20 protein-coding genes and 1 tRNA gene are annotated in these 17463 nt (G+C 65.7%); 13 read left to right on the top strand and 8 right to left on the bottom strand.

Features of this window, described 5'->3' with window-relative positions:
* The first annotated feature begins 2 nt into the window (after positions 1 to 2).
* Positions 3 to 956 (top strand): TIGR03619 family F420-dependent LLM class oxidoreductase, encoded by a 954-nt coding sequence (locus C6A82_RS08470; protein ID WP_233216866.1) that lies wholly within the window; start codon positions 3 to 5, stop codon positions 954 to 956.
* A 39-nt stretch (positions 957 to 995) separates the two neighbouring features.
* On the opposite strand, the gene C6A82_RS08475 is transcribed toward C6A82_RS08470, so the two are convergent.
* Complete coding sequence (locus C6A82_RS08475) at positions 996 to 2936, bottom strand: DUF1214 domain-containing protein (protein WP_311101745.1); 1941 nt, start codon at positions 2934 to 2936, stop codon at positions 996 to 998.
* Positions 2937 to 2982: 46 nt separating this feature from the next.
* On the opposite strand from C6A82_RS08475, the gene C6A82_RS08480 reads away from it, so the two are divergent.
* Positions 2983 to 3582, top strand: a complete 600-nt coding sequence (locus tag C6A82_RS08480; RefSeq protein WP_105343252.1) for a TetR/AcrR family transcriptional regulator — start codon at positions 2983 to 2985, stop codon at positions 3580 to 3582.
* 81 nt (positions 3583 to 3663) lie between these two features.
* Positions 3664 to 3963, top strand: a complete 300-nt coding sequence (locus C6A82_RS08485; protein ID WP_311101746.1) for a nitroreductase family deazaflavin-dependent oxidoreductase — start codon at positions 3664 to 3666, stop codon at positions 3961 to 3963.
* A gap of 6 nt (positions 3964 to 3969) precedes the next feature.
* On the opposite strand, the gene C6A82_RS08490 is transcribed toward C6A82_RS08485, so the two are convergent.
* Complete coding sequence (locus tag C6A82_RS08490; protein ID WP_105343256.1) at positions 3970 to 4167, bottom strand: hypothetical protein; 198 nt, start codon at positions 4165 to 4167, stop codon at positions 3970 to 3972.
* Between the two features lie 87 nt (positions 4168 to 4254).
* Between C6A82_RS08490 and C6A82_RS08495 the strand changes: the two genes are divergently transcribed.
* Together C6A82_RS08495 and C6A82_RS08500 are read left to right on the top strand one after the other, a co-directional pair.
* Positions 4255 to 4632, top strand: a complete 378-nt coding sequence (locus C6A82_RS08495) for a hypothetical protein (RefSeq protein ID WP_396836808.1) — start codon at positions 4255 to 4257, stop codon at positions 4630 to 4632.
* Between the two features lie 4 nt (positions 4633 to 4636).
* Positions 4637 to 5374, top strand: a complete 738-nt coding sequence (locus C6A82_RS08500; protein ID WP_105343259.1) for a TIGR03619 family F420-dependent LLM class oxidoreductase — start codon at positions 4637 to 4639, stop codon at positions 5372 to 5374.
* Here the strand turns inward: C6A82_RS08500 and C6A82_RS08505 are convergent.
* Genes C6A82_RS08505 through crcB (C6A82_RS08520) form a run of 4 tightly spaced genes read right to left on the bottom strand, consistent with a single transcriptional unit; the run spans position 5371 to position 8636 of the window.
* Positions 5371 to 6786: a CYTH and CHAD domain-containing protein gene (locus C6A82_RS08505; RefSeq protein WP_105343270.1), complete on the bottom strand. Its 1416-nt coding sequence runs from the start codon at positions 6784 to 6786 to the stop codon at positions 5371 to 5373. The two genes, C6A82_RS08500 and C6A82_RS08505, sit on opposite strands and share 4 nt — an antisense overlap.
* A gap of 40 nt (positions 6787 to 6826) precedes the next feature.
* Positions 6827 to 7879 (bottom strand): DUF190 domain-containing protein, encoded by a 1053-nt coding sequence (locus tag C6A82_RS08510; RefSeq protein WP_105343261.1) that lies wholly within the window; start codon positions 7877 to 7879, stop codon positions 6827 to 6829.
* Positions 7876 to 8241, bottom strand: coding sequence for a fluoride efflux transporter CrcB (gene crcB / locus C6A82_RS08515; RefSeq protein WP_105343262.1), 366 nt, complete (start codon positions 8239 to 8241; stop codon positions 7876 to 7878). Before crcB (C6A82_RS08515) ends, C6A82_RS08510 begins: the two co-directional genes overlap by 4 nt.
* Positions 8238 to 8636: a fluoride efflux transporter CrcB gene (gene crcB, locus C6A82_RS08520; protein ID WP_105343264.1), complete on the bottom strand. Its 399-nt coding sequence runs from the start codon at positions 8634 to 8636 to the stop codon at positions 8238 to 8240. The genes crcB (C6A82_RS08515) and crcB (C6A82_RS08520) overlap by 4 nt, the downstream gene beginning before the upstream one ends.
* Positions 8637 to 8707: 71 nt before the next feature.
* On the opposite strand from crcB (C6A82_RS08520), the gene pgm reads away from it, so the two are divergent.
* The 3 genes from pgm to C6A82_RS08535 all read left to right on the top strand — a co-directional run bounded on the left by pgm (position 8708) and on the right by C6A82_RS08535 (position 11729).
* A complete protein-coding gene (gene pgm / locus C6A82_RS08525) occupies positions 8708 to 10342 on the top strand; it encodes a phosphoglucomutase (alpha-D-glucose-1,6-bisphosphate-dependent) (RefSeq protein ID WP_105343265.1) in 1635 nt (544 codons plus the stop codon).
* Positions 10339 to 11601, top strand: a complete 1263-nt coding sequence (locus C6A82_RS08530; RefSeq protein ID WP_105343267.1) for an MFS transporter — start codon at positions 10339 to 10341, stop codon at positions 11599 to 11601. The genes pgm and C6A82_RS08530 overlap by 4 nt, the downstream gene beginning before the upstream one ends.
* Before the next feature lie 55 nt (positions 11602 to 11656).
* Positions 11657 to 11729: transfer RNA gene (locus C6A82_RS08535), tRNA-Ala, on the top strand.
* A 162-nt stretch (positions 11730 to 11891) separates the two neighbouring features.
* Here the strand turns inward: C6A82_RS08535 and C6A82_RS08540 are convergent.
* Together C6A82_RS08540 and C6A82_RS08545 are read right to left on the bottom strand one after the other, a co-directional pair.
* Positions 11892 to 12032: a hypothetical protein gene (locus C6A82_RS08540; protein WP_199193660.1), complete on the bottom strand. Its 141-nt coding sequence runs from the start codon at positions 12030 to 12032 to the stop codon at positions 11892 to 11894.
* A 217-nt stretch (positions 12033 to 12249) separates the two neighbouring features.
* Positions 12250 to 12714 carry an SRPBCC family protein gene (locus C6A82_RS08545; RefSeq protein WP_105343268.1) on the bottom strand — a complete coding sequence of 155 codons (465 nt, stop codon included), beginning with the start codon at positions 12712 to 12714 and terminating at the stop codon, positions 12250 to 12252.
* A 97-nt stretch (positions 12715 to 12811) separates the two neighbouring features.
* On the opposite strand from C6A82_RS08545, the gene C6A82_RS08550 reads away from it, so the two are divergent.
* From C6A82_RS08550 to C6A82_RS08570, 5 genes are read left to right on the top strand one after another with little or no spacing between them, the layout of a single operon-like run.
* A complete protein-coding gene (locus C6A82_RS08550; RefSeq protein ID WP_311101747.1) occupies positions 12812 to 13492 on the top strand; it encodes a metalloregulator ArsR/SmtB family transcription factor in 681 nt (226 codons plus the stop codon).
* Between the two features lie 25 nt (positions 13493 to 13517).
* Complete coding sequence (gene mddA / locus C6A82_RS08555) at positions 13518 to 14294, top strand: methanethiol S-methyltransferase (RefSeq protein WP_105341333.1); 777 nt, start codon at positions 13518 to 13520, stop codon at positions 14292 to 14294.
* Between the two features lies 1 nt (position 14295).
* Positions 14296 to 14787 carry a DUF4395 family protein gene (locus C6A82_RS08560; RefSeq protein ID WP_105341332.1) on the top strand — a complete coding sequence of 164 codons (492 nt, stop codon included), beginning with the start codon at positions 14296 to 14298 and terminating at the stop codon, positions 14785 to 14787.
* A 3-nt stretch (positions 14788 to 14790) separates the two neighbouring features.
* A complete protein-coding gene (locus C6A82_RS08565) occupies positions 14791 to 16152 on the top strand; it encodes a rhodanese-like domain-containing protein (RefSeq protein ID WP_311101866.1) in 1362 nt (453 codons plus the stop codon).
* Positions 16149 to 17414 (top strand): MFS transporter, encoded by a 1266-nt coding sequence (locus C6A82_RS08570; RefSeq protein ID WP_105345185.1) that lies wholly within the window; start codon positions 16149 to 16151, stop codon positions 17412 to 17414. Before C6A82_RS08565 ends, C6A82_RS08570 begins: the two co-directional genes overlap by 4 nt.
* The last annotated feature ends 49 nt before the right edge of the window (positions 17415 to 17463 follow it).

Here is a 17463-nt window from a genome sequence, read left to right on the forward strand (position 1 = left end):
GCGTGACGGTTTCGCCTCAGCTATCGATACTCCTTCGCACCTTCAGCAGCGATGCCAACCACGACTGGAACGCGACGCTGGAGATGACGCGGGCCATGGACGCTGCGGGGGTGGACCGTGTCGTCGTATCGGACCATTTGGTCTTCGGTGAGAATCTCGACGCCTACGCAGACCCGTCGCTCGGCGGCCAGGCGGGCGGGCGCCAGCCGACCGGACCCGACGGCAATTGGCTCGAGCCGGTAATCTTCCTGACCGCGGTGGCCGCCACGACGACGCGCATCCGGCTCGGGACCGCTGTACTGCTCGCGGCGTTGCGACGGCCCGCGGTGTTGGCCAAGCAGCTCGCCACGCTGGATGTGCTGTCCGGCGGCCGCGTCGACGTGGGTGTCGGCGTTGGTTGGCAACGCGAAGAGTACGAAGCGGTCGGCCTGTCGTTCGAGGACCGTGGACGTCTCCTCGATCACACATTGGAGGTCTGCCAGCTGCTGTGGACCCAACAGCGCGCCGCGTACTCGTCGCCGGAACTGACCTTCAACGGCATCCACCAGATGCCGAAACCCCTGCAGCAGGGCGGCATACCGGTGTGGATCAGCGGCACGGTGAACAAGCGGGTGGCCCGTCGGCTCAGCACGTTCGGGACGCGGTGGATTCCGTGGGGACCGGCGATCGCGAACCTCGAGGAGTCGGTGTCTGCGATGAAGCAGGCGATCGTCGACGCCGGCGGCGACCCGAGCAATCTCGAGGTCCAGGGCACCGCGCTGTTGAAGAGGGCCGACGACGGCTCGCTCGACGTCGATGCATCGATCGCGCAGGCTGCCAAGCAGGTCGCGGCCGGGGCCACCGACGTCCGCTTCGGCGGGTCGCTGCCAGACGATCCGCAGCAGGCGGCCGACGAGTTCGCGGAATTGGTCGGCGCCTTCAGGGAACGCACGGCGAGTTCTGCACCCGGGCTGTAGATCGGCGGAGACCGCAGCCCCCGCGCAGATCTCGCCGTGTTATGTCTGCACGAAGGGCGCAAACCGGTTGTTGAAACCGGCCTGGCGGTCGGCGATCTGGTCCTGCCGGTAGGGGTCGCCCGCCGGGATGAAGGCGTCCGCAGGCAGCTTGCTGGATAGCTGATCGTTGTCGACGACCTCGTAACTGACAATCCTCGGCGCTGTCGTGCCCAGGTCCTGGAAACGGATCGAGAACGTGCCCTGGTTCAACCCGCCGGTGGACACCCAGTTTTTCGTATTGGAGTCGGTCGGCGAGATCACGAACGTGTAGGTCCCGTCGGCGTTTCTGTGGGCCTGCTCGTTGTTCAGGCTCGACGGCTGATCCCAGTAGTTGTCGGTGATCGTCCAGTCGTTGGTCACCGGCACCACGAAGTACCCAGAGTCGCCGGGATCAATTGTCACGACCAGTGACTGGTTGTCCTCGAGCTGGAAGTAGCCCGCGCTCTGCAACTGAGTCGACAGGAACGCCGCGTTGCTCGTCGGCTGTGGCACCACGTTGGGCTCGCGCTGCTCGCCCGTCGCAGGGTCGACGGTGGCGACTCTGATGTAGTCGCGTTCCATCTGCAGGCCGAGGAGCATGATCACCGACGTGACCGCACCGCGCACGATCGGCAGCTCAGGCAGCGGCGGGACGATGGACACAAGCTGCGTCAGCAATGGACTGTCGGTCACCGCGGGCCCGATGAGGGGAATCGTGAAGATGCCCATCTGGGCGAGGAAGCTGTTCGGCGGGCCGCTGATGCGCTCGATGGACAAGCTCATCGGCTGCTCGTCGTTCCAGTCGGCCAACGTGTCTCGCGCTGCGATCAGAGTCGAATCCGACGTCAGCTGAAGGTAGTTGCCTTGGTAGCCGGCTGGCGGCGGGTCACCGGAGACGAGGATTTCGAACTCGCCGTTCTCGTCGACCTTCAGTTTGTCCTGCCCGATAACGGCTGCGGTGTTCCCGGACAACCCGGTCAACAGGCTGAACGTGGTGTCGGTTGGCTGGTTCGTTCCGTTGAAACCCTGGGTTGCATCCCAATTCTCGAATCTGCCCCTGATGACATAGGTCGACGTCTTGTTCACCGGCATGAATCGGTAGATCGTGTCGGGGTTGTCGTAGAGGATGCGCGAGCCGCCGACCATTTGGCCGTACCAGGTGTGCGGCGGCGCCACCTGCATGACCGCCCTTGGTGTCATGGGATTGAGGATCTGCTGCTGAAACGCCGCACCCATCGCGTACTCGTCGACTGCTCTGCTGAGCTGCCCGAGGTTGTCCTCGTCCGGGCCGCCGACCTCGCTGTACTCGCCGAGCGCCGTGACATACCAACCGGTCTTGAGGACCAGCTTCGTCAACTGAACCGGCAGCGTGTTGACGGTCTCAGTGGCGGTCTGCTCGGCGTCGCGTTGTTCCGGCGTGCCAAGGGGGCTGACCGCTTGAGTCGTCACCGATTCTGCGACCGCCGCTGCAGAAGTGGATGATTCCGGTGCCCTCGCAGGTGTCACGGCCTGTTCGAGCTCGCGGCGGACAAAGCCCGCAACGGCGACCAATGCGGGATTGGGCGCAGGCTTGGGCGCTTTTGGTGTGCTTTTGATCGTCTGCGCGACAGCCGAATTGGTTCCTGCGTTGGCCTTCAGTGCCAGCCGCGTCGTCTTCCTCGCATCGCGGATAGCCGACCTGACTTCGCTTCGCGTCGACTCGACTCTGTCTCGGACGTCATTGAGCTGCGAGTGGATCTGTTTGATCACCGGGTCGGCTTTTTTGGACGACGGGGCGCCGGAGGATTCCGACGTAGCCGATGTGTTCTCCGAGCCCGCGTCCTGGCCGTCACTGGCCGAAGCGATTCCCGGGTTGTTGGCGATCGCCACCCCGATACCCAGCGCAACGGCCAGTCCGCCGACCCTGCCGATGAACCGGCCGTAGTGCGTGTCGATGGAGTGGCTGCACGGCGTCTTTGCCATGGGCTGAACCCTTTCGTGCGACCCCCGCTGCCGGTACCGTAGTCAGGTGACTACGGTTCGCGCAAGCACCAGCTCAGGACGCGCCGACGGACCAGTCGGCAAGGACGAGGTTGTCGCGGCCGTTATTCGATCGGCGGCCGACCTGTTCGCCGAGCGCGGTCTGGCTGCGACGTCGATCCGCGACGTCGCCGCGCGCTCGCGCGTCAACCACGGCCTGATCCACCGGCACTTCGGCAGCAAGGACGCATTGGTGGCCGCCGTGCTCGACCACCTCGGGCAGCACCTCGCCCAACTCCTCGCCGATGGAGCCGATGGCAGTGCGTTCGCCGACGCCGTCGATCGGCAGCTGCGGGTGCTCGCATACGCGTCCCTCGACGGCTATCCGATCGGTGAGCTGCAGAGCCGCTTCCCGACGATGGGAGTGCTACTCGACGCGGTGCGGCCACAGCATCCGAGCGAGCTGAGCGCCCGGTTGGCCGCCGCGCACGCCATCGCGCTGCAGCTCGGCTGGTGCTTGTTCGGCGATTTCCTGCGAGCGTCGACGGGATTGGCGGACCTGGACGAAATGGACGACCGCACCTTCGTACGCTCGGTAGGGCAGACGGCCGCGTCGATCCTCGGCGCGCAGTACAGGGGAGGTCAGTGAATGCGGGTCCCTCGCGCGGTGGCGAGATTCAATCGCCGGATCACCAATCCGCTCGCGATCCGGTTCGGCCGGTGGGCACCTTTGAACGGAACGCTCGAGCACGTCGGACGCAAATCGGGTAAGCGATTCGAGACACCGCTCAACATCTTCGAAACCGCCGACGGGTTTGTCATCCCCATCGGCTACGGCCTCGAATCACATTGGGTGCAAAATGCTTTGGCAGGTAAACCTCTTGTGGTCCATAAGGCAGGGCGATCGGTGCCTGTCGCCAACGCGCGCATCGTGAGCAAAGCGGATGCGGAGCGTCTCGTGACGCGGGGACGGACGGTTTTTCGCCTGCATCCGTACAACGAGGCGGCCCTCGTGGTGACCGCGAGCTAACCGGAGCTAACAGTCCGTGCTGCTGAACCGCTGACCGATGTAGTCGATCAGCCGCGGGTCGTCCGAGGTGAACCTGTCCACCTCTTCTCCGCCGTCGCATCGCAGCAATGCCACCGTCACCCGGCCTTCTCGGCGGGATACCACCGACCAGACGGCGCCGCTGTCTTCCCACCGTTGAAGTTCTGCGACCCGATCGCTCTCCATGGCCACACGATTCCACGCTGTCGTAGGCTTCGGCCCGTGAATCCGGCATCGGCAATCGCGGTTGCGGCGATCTTCGTGTGGCTCGGCATGGTGCTCGCGATTTCCTTCATCGAAGCGCCGCTGAAGTTCCGCGCGCCCGGCGTCACCCTGCAGGTCGGCCTCGGCATCGGCCGGCTGGTGTTCCGCGCGCTCAACGGTGTCGAACTGCTGTTGGCCGCTGGGACGGTGGCGGCCTTCATCGGCCGACCGCCGAGCGTCTCGGGGGCAATGGTGGCGGCCGCCGTCGCGGTGACCGCACTGCTGGTGCAGGTGCTGCTCGTGCGGCCGCACCTGACGAAGCGCTCGGATACGGTGCTCGCCGGGGAGGAAGGCCCCCGCTCACGCGCGCACTTCGTGTACATCGGGTTCGAGTTGGTGAAGGTCGCCGCCTTGCTCATCGCGGGGGTCATGCTGCTCGCCGCATGAGACGATCGCTCGATGCGGCTGGGCTTGCACGCACTGGGCATCGGCAGCGGTGCCAACCGCCGACTGGATCGACCCGATGATCGGGCTGAGCTTCGCCGCCGCCGCCACCTCGACTATCCGGATCGCGACAGGTGTCCTGCTGCTTCCCGAGCACAACCCGGTGCTGGTGGCCAAGCAGGCCGCCACTCTGGACACCCTGAGTGGCGGCAGGCTCTCGCTCGGCATCGGGATCGGCTGGTCGCGTGAGGAGTTCGACGCGCTCGGTGTCCCGTTCGAGTGCCGCGGAACGCGCACCGAGGAATACGTCGATGCCATCCGCACCTTGTGGCGCGACGACCTAGCGTCGTTCGATGGCGAGTTCGTCAGCTTCACCGGCATCCGGGTCAACCCGAAGCCGTTGCAAGACCGCCGGATTCCGATCGTTCTCGGCGGCAACAGCGACGCGGCGTTACGCCGGATCGTGTCATGGGGCGACGGCTGGTACGGGTTCAACCTGGACAGCGTCGATGCGGTAGCCCAACGCGTGGCCTTCCTTCGCCGGCAGTGCAGCGAGCATCGTCGCGATCCCGCCGAGTTGCGGCTTGCTGTTGCGCTGCGCGACCCGAAGCCCGGTGATGCAGCGAAACTCGCTGCGCTGGATATCGACGAATTGGTGCTCGTCGAGGCGCCGCCGGACGACGCGCGCGACGCCGCCGATTGGGTGCGGGGGCTCGCCGATCGATGGATGGCCAAACTCGTTTAGCGCACGAGTTCGCGTGCCTGCGCGCGGGCGTCGTGTGCGATCTGTTGTTCCCGCGCGTACAGCAAGCCGTAGGTGAAACCGTTTTCACCGGCGGTCGTTCCGGCAATCAACGCGAACCTGCGTAGAACATCGGAGGCCACGACGCTGTCCTGATGGTCGCCCAGCACCCGCTGGATTCGCTTGTAGTGCTTCTCCGATTTCTTCGCAGCGGAGGATTTGTCGATGGAACGGCGAAGTTCGGCCGCATACCGCGCGCGCTTGGCCGCCTTACGGGCGCGATGCAGCATGGCGTCGTCGCCTCTGTCGACCGCAGCCGCCAGCCTGCGGTCCGCCTTGCGCTCGGCACGCAGCGCCCGCTTGCGCAACGCCTTGATTGACGGTGTACCTGCCACCGGTATCGCGCTGCGCCACTGCTGCAGAGTCGCGAGGAGCTCGAGGTATCGGGTCGAGCCCATCGCCTCGGTGACGGTCGCTCGTGCGCGAAGCTGCTCTGACTGCAGGTCGGTGTCGATCCGGTTGGCGACAGGTCCGAGGACGAGTTGGGGTGGCCACTGGTCGAGCACCTCACGGAAGCGTCTGCGCTGAACCTGACGGTCACGGACCTCACCCAGCAGGCCCGCGAACCACTTGAGTTCCTCGTCGACGTGTTCGGTCACGGCCGAGTCCAAAAGCTTGTCGAAAACTCGAATCATGCTGCGCAGCCGCCGAATCGCCACCCTGGTGTCGTGAATCGGTTCCTGCCCGCGCCGCAGTTGCAAATCGCCGTCGAAGATCGCGTCGACCTGCTCGCCGACGTAATCGAGAAGCGCGCGATGCGCATCGCCGTCGGTATCCGGAGTCGGGTCGACACCGAGCGCGTGCACCAATTTCGACGGGTGCCGCGAGGGACGCGCACCGGCAGCGCGTAGCCGCTTGGCGAGCCGACGGGCCAGCCCGCGCGCTTTCGACCCGTACTCGACCTCGATCTCCCGCCAGGCAAGCAGCCGGTGGTCGACGGAGGCATGGACGTGATCGTCGGCGAGCTCGGCGCACAGATGGTCGTGTTGGAGGATGCGGTAACGGGTGCGTTCGGTGCGCAGCGTCGCGACGCTGAGCAGTTCCTTGCCAAGGCGCAGTCCCGTCAGCAGACCTTCGAGTTCCGAAGGCAGGTCACCGGCCAGCGAAGTGCGGATTTCGATGCGGCCGTCGATGTCGGGAACCTTGAGCTGCCAACCGGTGTCATCGTCGCCGGTCCGTCGACGCAGGACGACGCCGTGCGACTTCAAGTCGTGGTCGGCGGTGTCGTAGTACTCGCTTTCCAGGTGCACGGTGCTGCGATCGACGTCGCCGTCGTCAATCAGGTCATCGAGGGCCGGGACCACGAAGTGGTCGTCGACCTCCCATTTGTCCTCGCGTTCGAGCAGCTCGTACACCGCACGAGGATTCCGCAACCGCGACTTGCTAAACCCAGGATCAGTAGTCGTGGCGCGCCAGCGCGGTGCCGCCGCGGCGATCTTCACCGTCGATCGACACGAGGGCAGGAACAAGCTCGCTGGTCACCAGGCCGTGCTCACGGGTGAGCTCGTCGATGATCCCGAAGCTCGCGGCGATGCGGTCGGGCGCATCGACGACGATCGTCGTCACTGGCACACGCCGGGCCAGCTGCATCCACCTGTCGCCGTGTGGTTCATGATCGCCGTGGAAGCCCCACATGCCGCGCAGCACCGTGGCCCCGCTGGTCACCCGCGCGTCGAACAACCGCCGCACGATCGCGCGGTGAACGGGTGTGCCGTCATACATGTCGGCCTCCGAGGTGTGGACCATCAGCTTTTGCCACAGCGCCCGGCCGTGCTCATCGGTCGCGGGCAGGGCAGGCGGCGGGGTCAGCGTGTCGCCGTCGCGCTTACACAGCTGTGCGCGCTCGATGGTGAAAACCGGCTCGCGCAGCAAGCTTTCGAGTTCGGGCAGCGCCGCGGCGACCTGTTGGCCCGTCCCGACCGCGATGATCATCACCGGAACACCGATGTTGCGGCTGAAGAACTCGGCGCGCCTGCGGTGGCCGCGGACGGTGCCGTCGACGCCGAGAAAGACGGAAGCACCCGCGAACCCGAGACGATGCAAGACATCGCACACCGCGCGGTACGCAGGCCTCCCGTCGGCGCGATCCTGTCGGCCGACGTAGATCGTGAGCTTCGCCGTGTCGGGCGCCGCACTCGTACCGCCGAGCTTTGCGCGTTCCAGCGTGACCAGGCCGCGGGTCAACATCGCGGACACCCGGTCGGCCAGGCCGGCCATCTTGTCGGCTTCATCGACCGCCGCGACGGCGATGGGAGAGTTCTCGGACATGCTCAACGTCTGGTCGGTGCGCAGCACGTGGTGTGGCCCGAAGCCCGCGATACCGCGCAATACGACGCTGGTGGCGACAGCGTTGTCGCTGTAGAGGCCGAGCAGCGCGTCCGACAAGAAGCGGTCGCCATGCCGGAGTCGCTCGTCGAAGTAGGAGGTGAGCTTGAGGTAATCGGTCACAGCGCCGCTCCGAGAGTCTGACCCAGCCAGGCCGCGGCCAGACCGAGTCCGACGCTGACCGCGATGTTGGCGAACGCCGACACGACCTGCCGCTCCTCGCTGAGGCGCTGCGTCTCCAGCATCCACGTCGAGAAGGTCGTGTAGGAGCCGACGAAGCCCGTACCCGCCAGCAGCGCCAGGTGCGGGCTGAGGGCGAGTCCGGCGAGGAAGCCGAGCAGCAAGGCCCCGGTGAGGTTGACCACGAGGGTGCCGACCGGAAACGGCCGCGCGACCCGCCTGGACACCGCGCGGTCGAGGGAGAAGCGCGCCACCGCGCCGAGGCCGCCGAGCAGCATCACGCCGATCCAGATCGCCACAGTCATCGGCGCACCCGGACCCGCCGCGTCAGCGCCGTCGCGACATACACGGCGACCAGGCCGGCCACGATGCTGGCGAGCGTGTACCCGACCGCCAGTCCGTAGTGCCGGTGTTCGAGCATCTTGATCGTCTCGACCTGCATGGTCGAAAACGTCGTCAGGCCTCCACAGAAGCCGGTGCCAAGCAGCGGACGCCGATAGCTCGACGTTGGCAAACGCTCGAGGAGCCGGGTGACGAAGAACCCGAGCAGCAATGCACCCACGATGTTCACGATGAACGTCGGCCACGGCCAGTGGCCCGGGTCGGGCGCGGCTAACGCCTCGAGTCCTGCGCGGGCCAGTGTCCCGATTGCACCGCCTGCGAACACCGCGGCCAGTTCGCGCCCGTCGAAACTAAACACAAGCCAAAGTAACGCCGTCCAGCTCTCCGACCGGCATACGGCACGGATTGCAGCGGGGCACAATCAGGTCTATGGCTGCCAACCCACGCGCCGGACAACCGGCACTGCCCGAAGACCTCATCGACGTGGCTGCGGTGGTCACCGCGTACTACACCGTCGAACCGGACCCCGACAACGTGGATCAACAGGTGGTTTTCGGCACCTCGGGCCACCGCGGGTCGAGCCTGGACGCCGCCTTCAACGAGGCGCACATCGTCGCGACAACGCAGGCCATCGCGGAGTATCGGAAAGCTCAGGGCACCACCGGCCCGCTGTTCATCGGCCGCGACACCCATGCACTGTCCGAACCCGCGTGGGCCTCGGCGCTGGAGGTGCTGGCCGCCAACGACGTGGTGGCGATGATCGACTCGGCCGATCGGTACACGCCGACGCCCGCCGTGAGCCATGCCATCCTCTCGTTCAATCGCGGCCGCGAGGGAGATCTCGCTGACGGAATCGTCGTCACGCCGTCACACAACCCGCCCCGCGACGGCGGATTCAAGTACAACCCGCCCAACGGTGGACCCGCCGACACCGACGCGACGGGCGTGATCGCCAAACGCGCCAACGAGATTCTGCGCAACGGGCTCAAGGCCGTGAAGCGGGTTCCGCTGGCTCGCGCCCTGCAAAGCGCGCAGCGCCACGACTACATGGACGCCTACGTTGCCGACCTGCCCAACGTGGTCGACGTCCACGCCGTCAGCGCCGAGAAGATCCGCATCGGCGCCGACCCGCTGGGCGGAGCGAGCGTCGACTACTGGGGTGCCATCGCCGAACGGCACAAGCTCGAGCTGACGGTCGTGAACCCGCTCGTCGATGCGACGTGGCGGTTCATGACGCTGGACACCGACGGCAAGATCCGGATGGACTGCAGCTCGCCCAATGCGATGGCCTCGTTGATCGCCAACCGCGAGTCATACCAGATCGGGACCGGCAACGACGCCGACTCCGACCGGCATGGCGTCGTCACGCCCGACGGTGGGCTGCTCAACCCGAACCACTACCTGGCGGTGGCGATCGAGTACCTCTACACCAACCGACCGGAGTGGCCCGGGTCGACGGCTGTCGGCAAGACAGCGGTCAGCTCGTCGATCATCGACCGCGTCGTCGCGGGCCTTGGCCGCAAGCTGCTAGAAGTGCCGGTCGGATTCAAGTGGTTCGTCGACGGCTTGATCAGCGGAACCATCGGCTTCGGTGGCGAAGAGAGCGCGGGCGCGTCGTTCCTGCGTCGCGACGGGTCGACGTGGACCACCGACAAGGACGGCATCATCCTGGCGCTGCTGGCGTCGGAGATCCTCGCCGTCACTGGCTCGACGCCGTCGCAGCGGTATGACGCATTGGCCGAAAAGTTCGGTGCGCCAACGTATGCGCGCATCGATGCACCGGCCGACCGTGAGCAGAAGGCGCGGCTGGCCAAGCTGTCCCCCGAACAGGTGACGGCGACGGAGCTCGCGGGGGAGGAGATCACCGCGAAGCTGACGACGGCACCGGGCAACGGCGCACCGCTCGGCGGGTTGAAGGTGACGACGGAGAACGCGTGGTTTGCGGCGCGCCCGTCGGGGACCGAGGACGTCTACAAGATCTACGCCGAGTCGTTCAAGGGGCCCGAGCATCTGGCGGAGGTGCAGGAAGCCGCCAAGGAAGTGGTGAATACAGTCATCGGGTGAACCCTGACTGCGACTGTTCGTCGGACACCGCGAAGGCGAAGCTGCCGCGTGAAGTCTGGCTGCTGATCGCGGCGAACGTCGTCGTCGCACTCGGCTACGGCGTGGTCGCGCCGGTGCTGCCGCAGTACGCGCGGCACTTCGGCGTCAGCATCAGCGCGGCGACGTTCGTGATCACCGCCTTCGCGTTGATGCGACTGGTTGCCGCCCCGCCCGCGGGGTTGTTGGTGCAACGGGTGGGGGAGCGCCGTGTGTACGTCACCGGCCTGGTGATCGTCGCGCTGTCGACCGGCGCCTGCGCGTTCGCCGAAACATATTGGCAGCTTCTGGTTTTTCGTTCGCTCGGCGGTCTGGGGTCGGCGATGTTCACGGTGTCGTCGCTGGGTCTGATGATCCGGATCTCCCCGCCCGACGCGCGCGGTCGGGTGGCGGGCTTGTTCTCCTCGGGCTTTCTCATCGGATCGGTCGGCGGACCGGTGCTGGGCAGCCTGACCGCGGGGTTCGGCCTGGCCGCCCCGTTCGTGATCTACGGCGCCGCACTGATGGTCGCCGCGGCGGTGGTGTTCGTCAGCCTGCGCCACTCCGAGGTCGCGGCACCCGAAGCGAGCACCGATCCCACAGTGTCGGTGCGAATGGTGTTGCGCCACCGGGCGTATCGCGCCGCGCTGTTCTCCAACTTCGCGACCGGGTGGGCGGCGTTCGGGCTGCGCATCGCGCTGGTGCCGCTGTTCGTCGTCGAGGGCCTGGGATACGGCGCGGGCTTCGCGGGTCTGGCGCTGGCGACGTTCGCCATCGGGAACATCGCGGCCGTCATCCCCAGTGGATACCTGTCGGATCGCGTCGGGCGGCGCAAGCTGCTCATTGTCGGTCTGACGGTGTCGGCCGTGACGACGGTGCTCGTCGGCTATACGTCGTCGCTGCCGGTGTTCCTGGCCGCGGCCTTCGTGACGGGTGCGGCGACCGGTGTCTTCGTCTCTCCGCAGCAGGCGGCGGTGGCCGACATCGTGGGCAACAAATCCCGTGGCGGAACCGCCGTTGCCACGTTTCAGATGATGGCCGATCTGGGCTCGATCGCCGGGTCACTGGCCGTTGGGCAGGTGGCCGAGCATGCGTCGTATGCGGCGGCGTTCCTGGTCAGCGGCGGCATCCTGCTGGCGGCAGCCATCGGGTGGGTGTTCGCGCCGGAGACTCGCGGGCTGCCGCCCGTCCGACCGACGCCGATGAGAGCAATCGGCCCGGAGGCCGGCGGCGAAGTGCCGTGACCAGTGGTTTTGAACGCTTCCTGCAGGTGGTGTAGCTTCGATGGGCACAACTTGAGGGGCTATGGCGCAGCTGGTAGCGCACCACACTGGCAGTGTGGGGGTCAGGGGTTCGAGTCCCCTTAGCTCCACAAACTGAAACCCGCTCTGACATCGGCCGCGGCGGGTTTCGTCGTTTGCGGGGAAGCGTCCGCGACAGGCCGAGTGTCCTAACTCTGAACCTATCACCGAAGAGAACACCGCCGACGCGGCGGCGAGCCGCTCGTCGGTCACCCGTCCATAGACCGCCGTCGTCATCGCTCGGTGTGGCCGTGCCACACGGCGACGACATCGGCTTGGATACCGGCTTCCCGCATTCGAGTGATGTTGGGGTGGCGAAGCGTTCCAAGGGTGACCGGCTTGAGCCCCGCCGCCTCGCGCTGGGGCGAACTCACGGCTGCACTCGCGCACCGGCAGCGCGGTGCCGTCGGCGCGCGACAACAATAGGTCTGCGTCGGTCAGCCGTCGGCCTACGGCGAGCCGCTCGCCCAAGTGGTCCGCGTGCAGCGCCTTGATCCACGTGCTGACTGGAGGTCTAACTGAACTGCCAGTGCGATGGTGACCCTGCGGAAACACACCGAAGCCCATGCCGGGCCAAGGATCTGAGCTAGATCACGCGCCCTGCTCGGCTGCGTTCTTGATTCGGTTCAGGGTTTGTTGGATGCCGCTGCGGAGTTGTTTGTCGCGCGGAATAGGTATTTCAGCTATCCGGTTCGCGATCGGACACCACAGAAAGCGGTAGGACTCAATCACCTCGGTGCCGGCGCCGACGTGCCGAAGTTCGTAGCGCCACACGGTTTCTTCTCGGCCCTCCTTATGTAGGGTCGTGAACGCGAACTCCTGCCCGGGATCGGCAGCCGTGATGACCGCATCGGTGTGCCAGCGGACCTTGCCGAGACGGTTGTGGCCTCTGAACCGAGCGCCGACCGCGGCGGTGGTAGCGCCGTCGAGCCATTCGCACCGATAGCACTCCGGGCTCCAGTCGCCCATGCGGGTGATGTCGCTTATCAATTGGTAGACCGTCAGGGGTGCTGCGTCGATCTCAACACGTGCTTCGCCAGTAGTTGCGGTTGGCATTGCAGGTCTCCTTCGTTTAGCCCATAGTGCCCGTCGTAACCGCGGCGGGTGATAAGTAGGGCTTGTCAGCAGGCCATTCAATAACTATATTGAATAGGTGACTACAGCGTCTGCGGCCAAACGTGACTTTAAGGACCGGCTCTATGCGGAGTTCGCTCGGATCGGCAAGTCGCTGGCCAGCCCCCACCGTCTAGAAATCCTCGAAGTGCTCGCGCAGGGTGAGCGCACGGTCGAATCGGTGGCCTCAGAGACGGGCCTATCGATCGCCAACGCGTCGCGGCATCTGCAACAACTGCGCCAGGCCCAGCTCGTCCTCACACGCCGCGAAGGACTGTTCGTGCACTACCGGCTGACCGGACCCGAGGTCATCACTCTGATATTGGCTCTGCGCCATACCGCCGAGCAACACCTCGCCGAGGTCGACCGGGTCGTGGACGACTTTTTCGGCGATCGCGACGACTTCGAACCGGTGACACCCGACGAGCTGTCGCGCCGGATGACCAACGGTGAGGTCGTGGTGCTAGATGTGCGACCCGAGCAGGAGTACGCGGCGGGACATATCGCCGGGGCACACTCTGTCCCCGTTTCGGACATATCGGCCCGTCTAGCTGATCTCCCCCGCGAGAAGGAATACGTGGCGTACTGCCGCGGGCCCTACTGCGTGTACGCCGACGAAGCTGTCGCGGTGCTGCGCGCAAACGGGCTCAAAGCGCAACGTCTCACCGAGGGTTACCCGGAGTGGTGGCTTTCGGGGCGGCCAGTGCGCACGGCCAGGTAACGGATCACGACATCAGGAGGTCTCAATGACGCGCTTACTCACCGTCGGCTACGGGGCCGTGTGCTACGTCGTCTTCCTGGCGGCCTTCCTCTATGCGATCGCCTTTGTGGGCAACTTCGTCGTCCCGCGCACGATCGACCACGCCATCGACGCGCCAATCGCGGAAGCGATCGTGGTCAACGTGCTGCTGCTCGGCCTGTTCACGGTGCAGCACAGCGTTATGGCGCGCCCGGCATTCAAACGCTGGTGGGCGCGGTTGGTGCCCAAGACGATTGAGCGCAGTACCTATGTCCTGCTGTCGAGCTTGGTGCTCTTCCTGCTGTTCTGGCAGTGGCGGACGATGCCGGCGATCATCTGGGACGTCACCTGGATGCCGGGTCGGGTCGGAACGTGGGTGCTGTTCGGATTGGGTTGGGCCACCGTTCTGCTCTCGACGTTCATGATCAACCACTTCGACCTGTTCGGTCTGAGGCAGGTGTATCTGGCCTGGCGCGGAACTCCGTATAGCGACCTGGAATTCCGCACTTCGCTCCTGTACCGGGTCGTGCGCCACCCGCTCATGCTGGGCTTCATTGTCGCGTTCTGGGTAACGCCCACGATGACGGTGGGCCATCTGCTGTTCGCCGTGGCGACAACCACCTACATCCTGATCGCCATACAGCTCGAAGAGCACGACCTCAACGCAGCACTCGGTGATCGCTATCGCGACTACCGCAGCCGCGTGCCGATGCTCATCCCGGGGCTTCACCGACGGAGGGGCCACACCGCACCCGACGCGGCTGTCCGACCGATAGGGGCATGAAATGACTGTGAATCCAACCGTCCGCAGTCGTCTTGAAGCTCAAGGCTTTTGTGGACTCGACGACAAGACGCTCGCCGAGCTTGGCCCGTGGATGCGATGGACCTACACGCTTGGCACGCTGGTCACCCTGATCGGTGTGGTGTTGACGTCCCCAGTTGTGCTGTGGGTGCTTGCAGCAATCACATCCGTGGGCATCTTCCTCCCGTTTCACCCGTTCGATCTTCTCTACAACTACGGAATGCGCTTTCTGACCCGTACGGGGCCTTTCCCCAACTCGGGCCCGCAGCGCCACTTCGTTTTCGTCGTCGCGACAGTGTGGCTGATGACGACGGGCTGGGCCTTCTACATCGGCGCAGACATCGTCGGGATCACGCTTGGTTTCCTGCTGATTTTGGTTGGCGGACTTGCCAGCACCACGAACTTCTGCATTCCGTCGTTCATTTACAACACCGTCGTCGGTCGACGAAGTGCACCAGCGGAACGGAGCGCGTAAATGGTGGCCGGGGTTGAGCTGGTACCGCTGGTCGACGAAGGACTGGGCAATTCGGCGTACCTCGTTGATATGGGTGACGGGCGCGCGCTGGTCGTCGACGTCAGCCGCGACTTACGCGCCGTTCATGAGGCCGCGTCCAAGCGGGGTTTGACAGTCGCGTTCGCCGCCGATACCCACCTACACGCCGATTTCCTGTCCGGTGCAAACCAACTCGCGGCAACCGCGGGAGCGAAGGTGCTCGCATCGGCCGCAGGTCACCGCGAGTTCGCGCACGCGGGTCTACACGATGGTGACGAGGTTGACCTGGGAGGCTTGCGTCTGCGGGCATTGTTGACACCCGGGCACACTCACGAGCACGTAGCGTATCTGCTTCTCGACGGTGACCGCGAAGTCGGAGTGTTTACCGGCGGGTCACTCATCGTGGGCTCGGCCGCCCGCACCGATTTGATCTCGGAGGAGCGCACCGACGAACTCACCCGTGCCCAATACTCGTCACTGCGCCGGCTGGCTAGCTTGCCCGGGGACGTGCAGGTTTGGCCCACACACGGCGCCGGTTCGTTCTGTTCGGCACCGCCGGGCGCCGAACGCACCAGCACGATCGCGAGCGAGCTGGCCAACAACCCGCTGCTGCAGGCAACTGACGAAACCGCTTTTGTGGCACAGCTTCTCGGATCGTTAGGCAGCTATCCACCCTACTTCCGCCGCCTCGGCGAGATCAACCGCCTCGGTCCGCCGCTGCTGGAGGGTGAACCCGGGTTGGCGCCGCTGAGCGTGGATGAAGTGCGGGTCAGGTTGACCGACGGCGCGGTTCTGATCGATGGCCGCCCGTTCGACCGCTTCGCCGTAGCTCATGTGGGTAGGGCGATCTCCATACCATTGCGGCCGGTGTTCGCCTCCTGGCTGGGCTGGCTCGCGCCGGCCGACCGTCCGCTGATCATCGTGCGCGACCCGGATCAAGACCCTGCCGAGATTGCTTGGCAGGCCGCGAAAATCGGCTACGACAACATCATCGGCGAACTCGACGGAGGAATGGCGGCGTGGACCGCAGCGGGTCGCGACACGGCAAGCATCCCGTTGGCCGGGGCCGGACATATCGATGGCCGCCGCGTCCTGGACATCCGCCAGCGATCCGAATACCTCGATGGACATCTGCCCGGCGCGATGCATGTCGAACTCGGCGACATCTCACACCGGGCAGCAGAGATACCCGACGAACCCATGGTGGTCATGTGTGGGCACGGTGAACGTGCCATGGGCGCCGCCAGCCTGCTCGCAGGTACCGGCCACCACGGTCTCGTTGTGCTCGACGGCGGACCCCAGGACTGGGCCGCGGCCACAGGTCGCCACTTGGACACCGGCGGGTGAGCGCGACTGACCGTGAGCCCCGACTCGGGTTGCGCGCCAACCTATCCCAATTCTGTCTGCTCGTCGCAGTCAACGCTCTCGTCGGAGGCATGGTCGGCCAGGAACAAACCGTGCTGCCCCTGCTGGCCAAGCAGGAATTCCACCTGACCGGCTACACGTTCCTGCTCACCTATGTGTTCGCATTCGGCATCACCAAGGCCGCCACCAACTACCTCGCCGGCACCTGGTCAGACCGCTTTGGACGCAAGCCCGTGTTGTTGGTCGGCTGGCTGCTCGCCATTCCGGTTCCGCTGCTGTTGATTTGGGCGCCGTCCTGGGGATGGGTGGTAGCGGCCAATGTGCTCCTAGGCATCAATCAAGGCCTGACCTGGTCAACCACGGTGGTCATGAAAATCGACCTCGTTGGCCCCAGACAGCGGGGCCTCGCCATGGGCTTCAACGAGGCCGCGGGCTACGGCGCCGTTGCGCTGACCGCCGTCTTGGCCGGCTACCTCGCCGCCCACTATGGTCTGCGGCCCGCGCCGTTCCTGCTCGGCCTGTCGTATGCGCTGGTCGCCCTGGGCCTGTGCGCTGTGTTCGTCCGCGAGACCCGCGGTCACGCCCAGCTGGAAGCCACCCGTTACGACAACAGCAGCCCCGACGCCGAGTTGACCAACCGCCAGATCTTCCTGCGCACCAGCTTCACCGAACCGGCACTGTCCTCGGCCAGCCAGGCCGGTCTCGTCAACAACCTCAACTTCGGCCTGTCCTGGGGCCTGTTCCCGATCCTGTTCGCCACCACCGGCATGCCGGTCGACCGCATCGGCATCCTGGTCGCCGTCTACCCCGCGGTGTGGGGGGTCGGGCAACTGGCCACCGGCGCCTTGTCGGACAGGTGGGGCCGTAAGCACCTGATCACCGCTGGGATGCTCATCCAGGCAGTCGGACTTGCGCTCATCGCCACCGGCACCTCGTTCACCTGGTGGCTCGCGGCCACCGCCCTCCTTGGTGCGGGTACCGCGATGGTCTACCCCACCCTGCTTGCGGTCGTTGGCGATGTCGCACACCCGCTGTGGCGGGCACGCTCCGTCGGCGTCTACCGACTGTGGCGTGACAGCGGATATGCAGCTGGTGCCGTGGTCGGCGGCATCACCGCCGACCTGTGGGGGCTGCGCATCGCGATCTGGGCCGCCGCCGCCATTACTGTCGTCTCCGGGCTCACTGTTGCGCTGCGCATGTACGAGACCCACCCTGCTGCAGATAGATTCAAAACCGTTCACTGAAGTGCCAATGGTTGCACCATCCGCCGCCGTCGATGCGCTACGAGGGTGA

The organism is Mycobacterium sp. ITM-2016-00318 (assembly GCF_002968285.2).
Lineage (GTDB): Bacteria > Actinomycetota > Actinomycetes > Mycobacteriales > Mycobacteriaceae > Mycobacterium.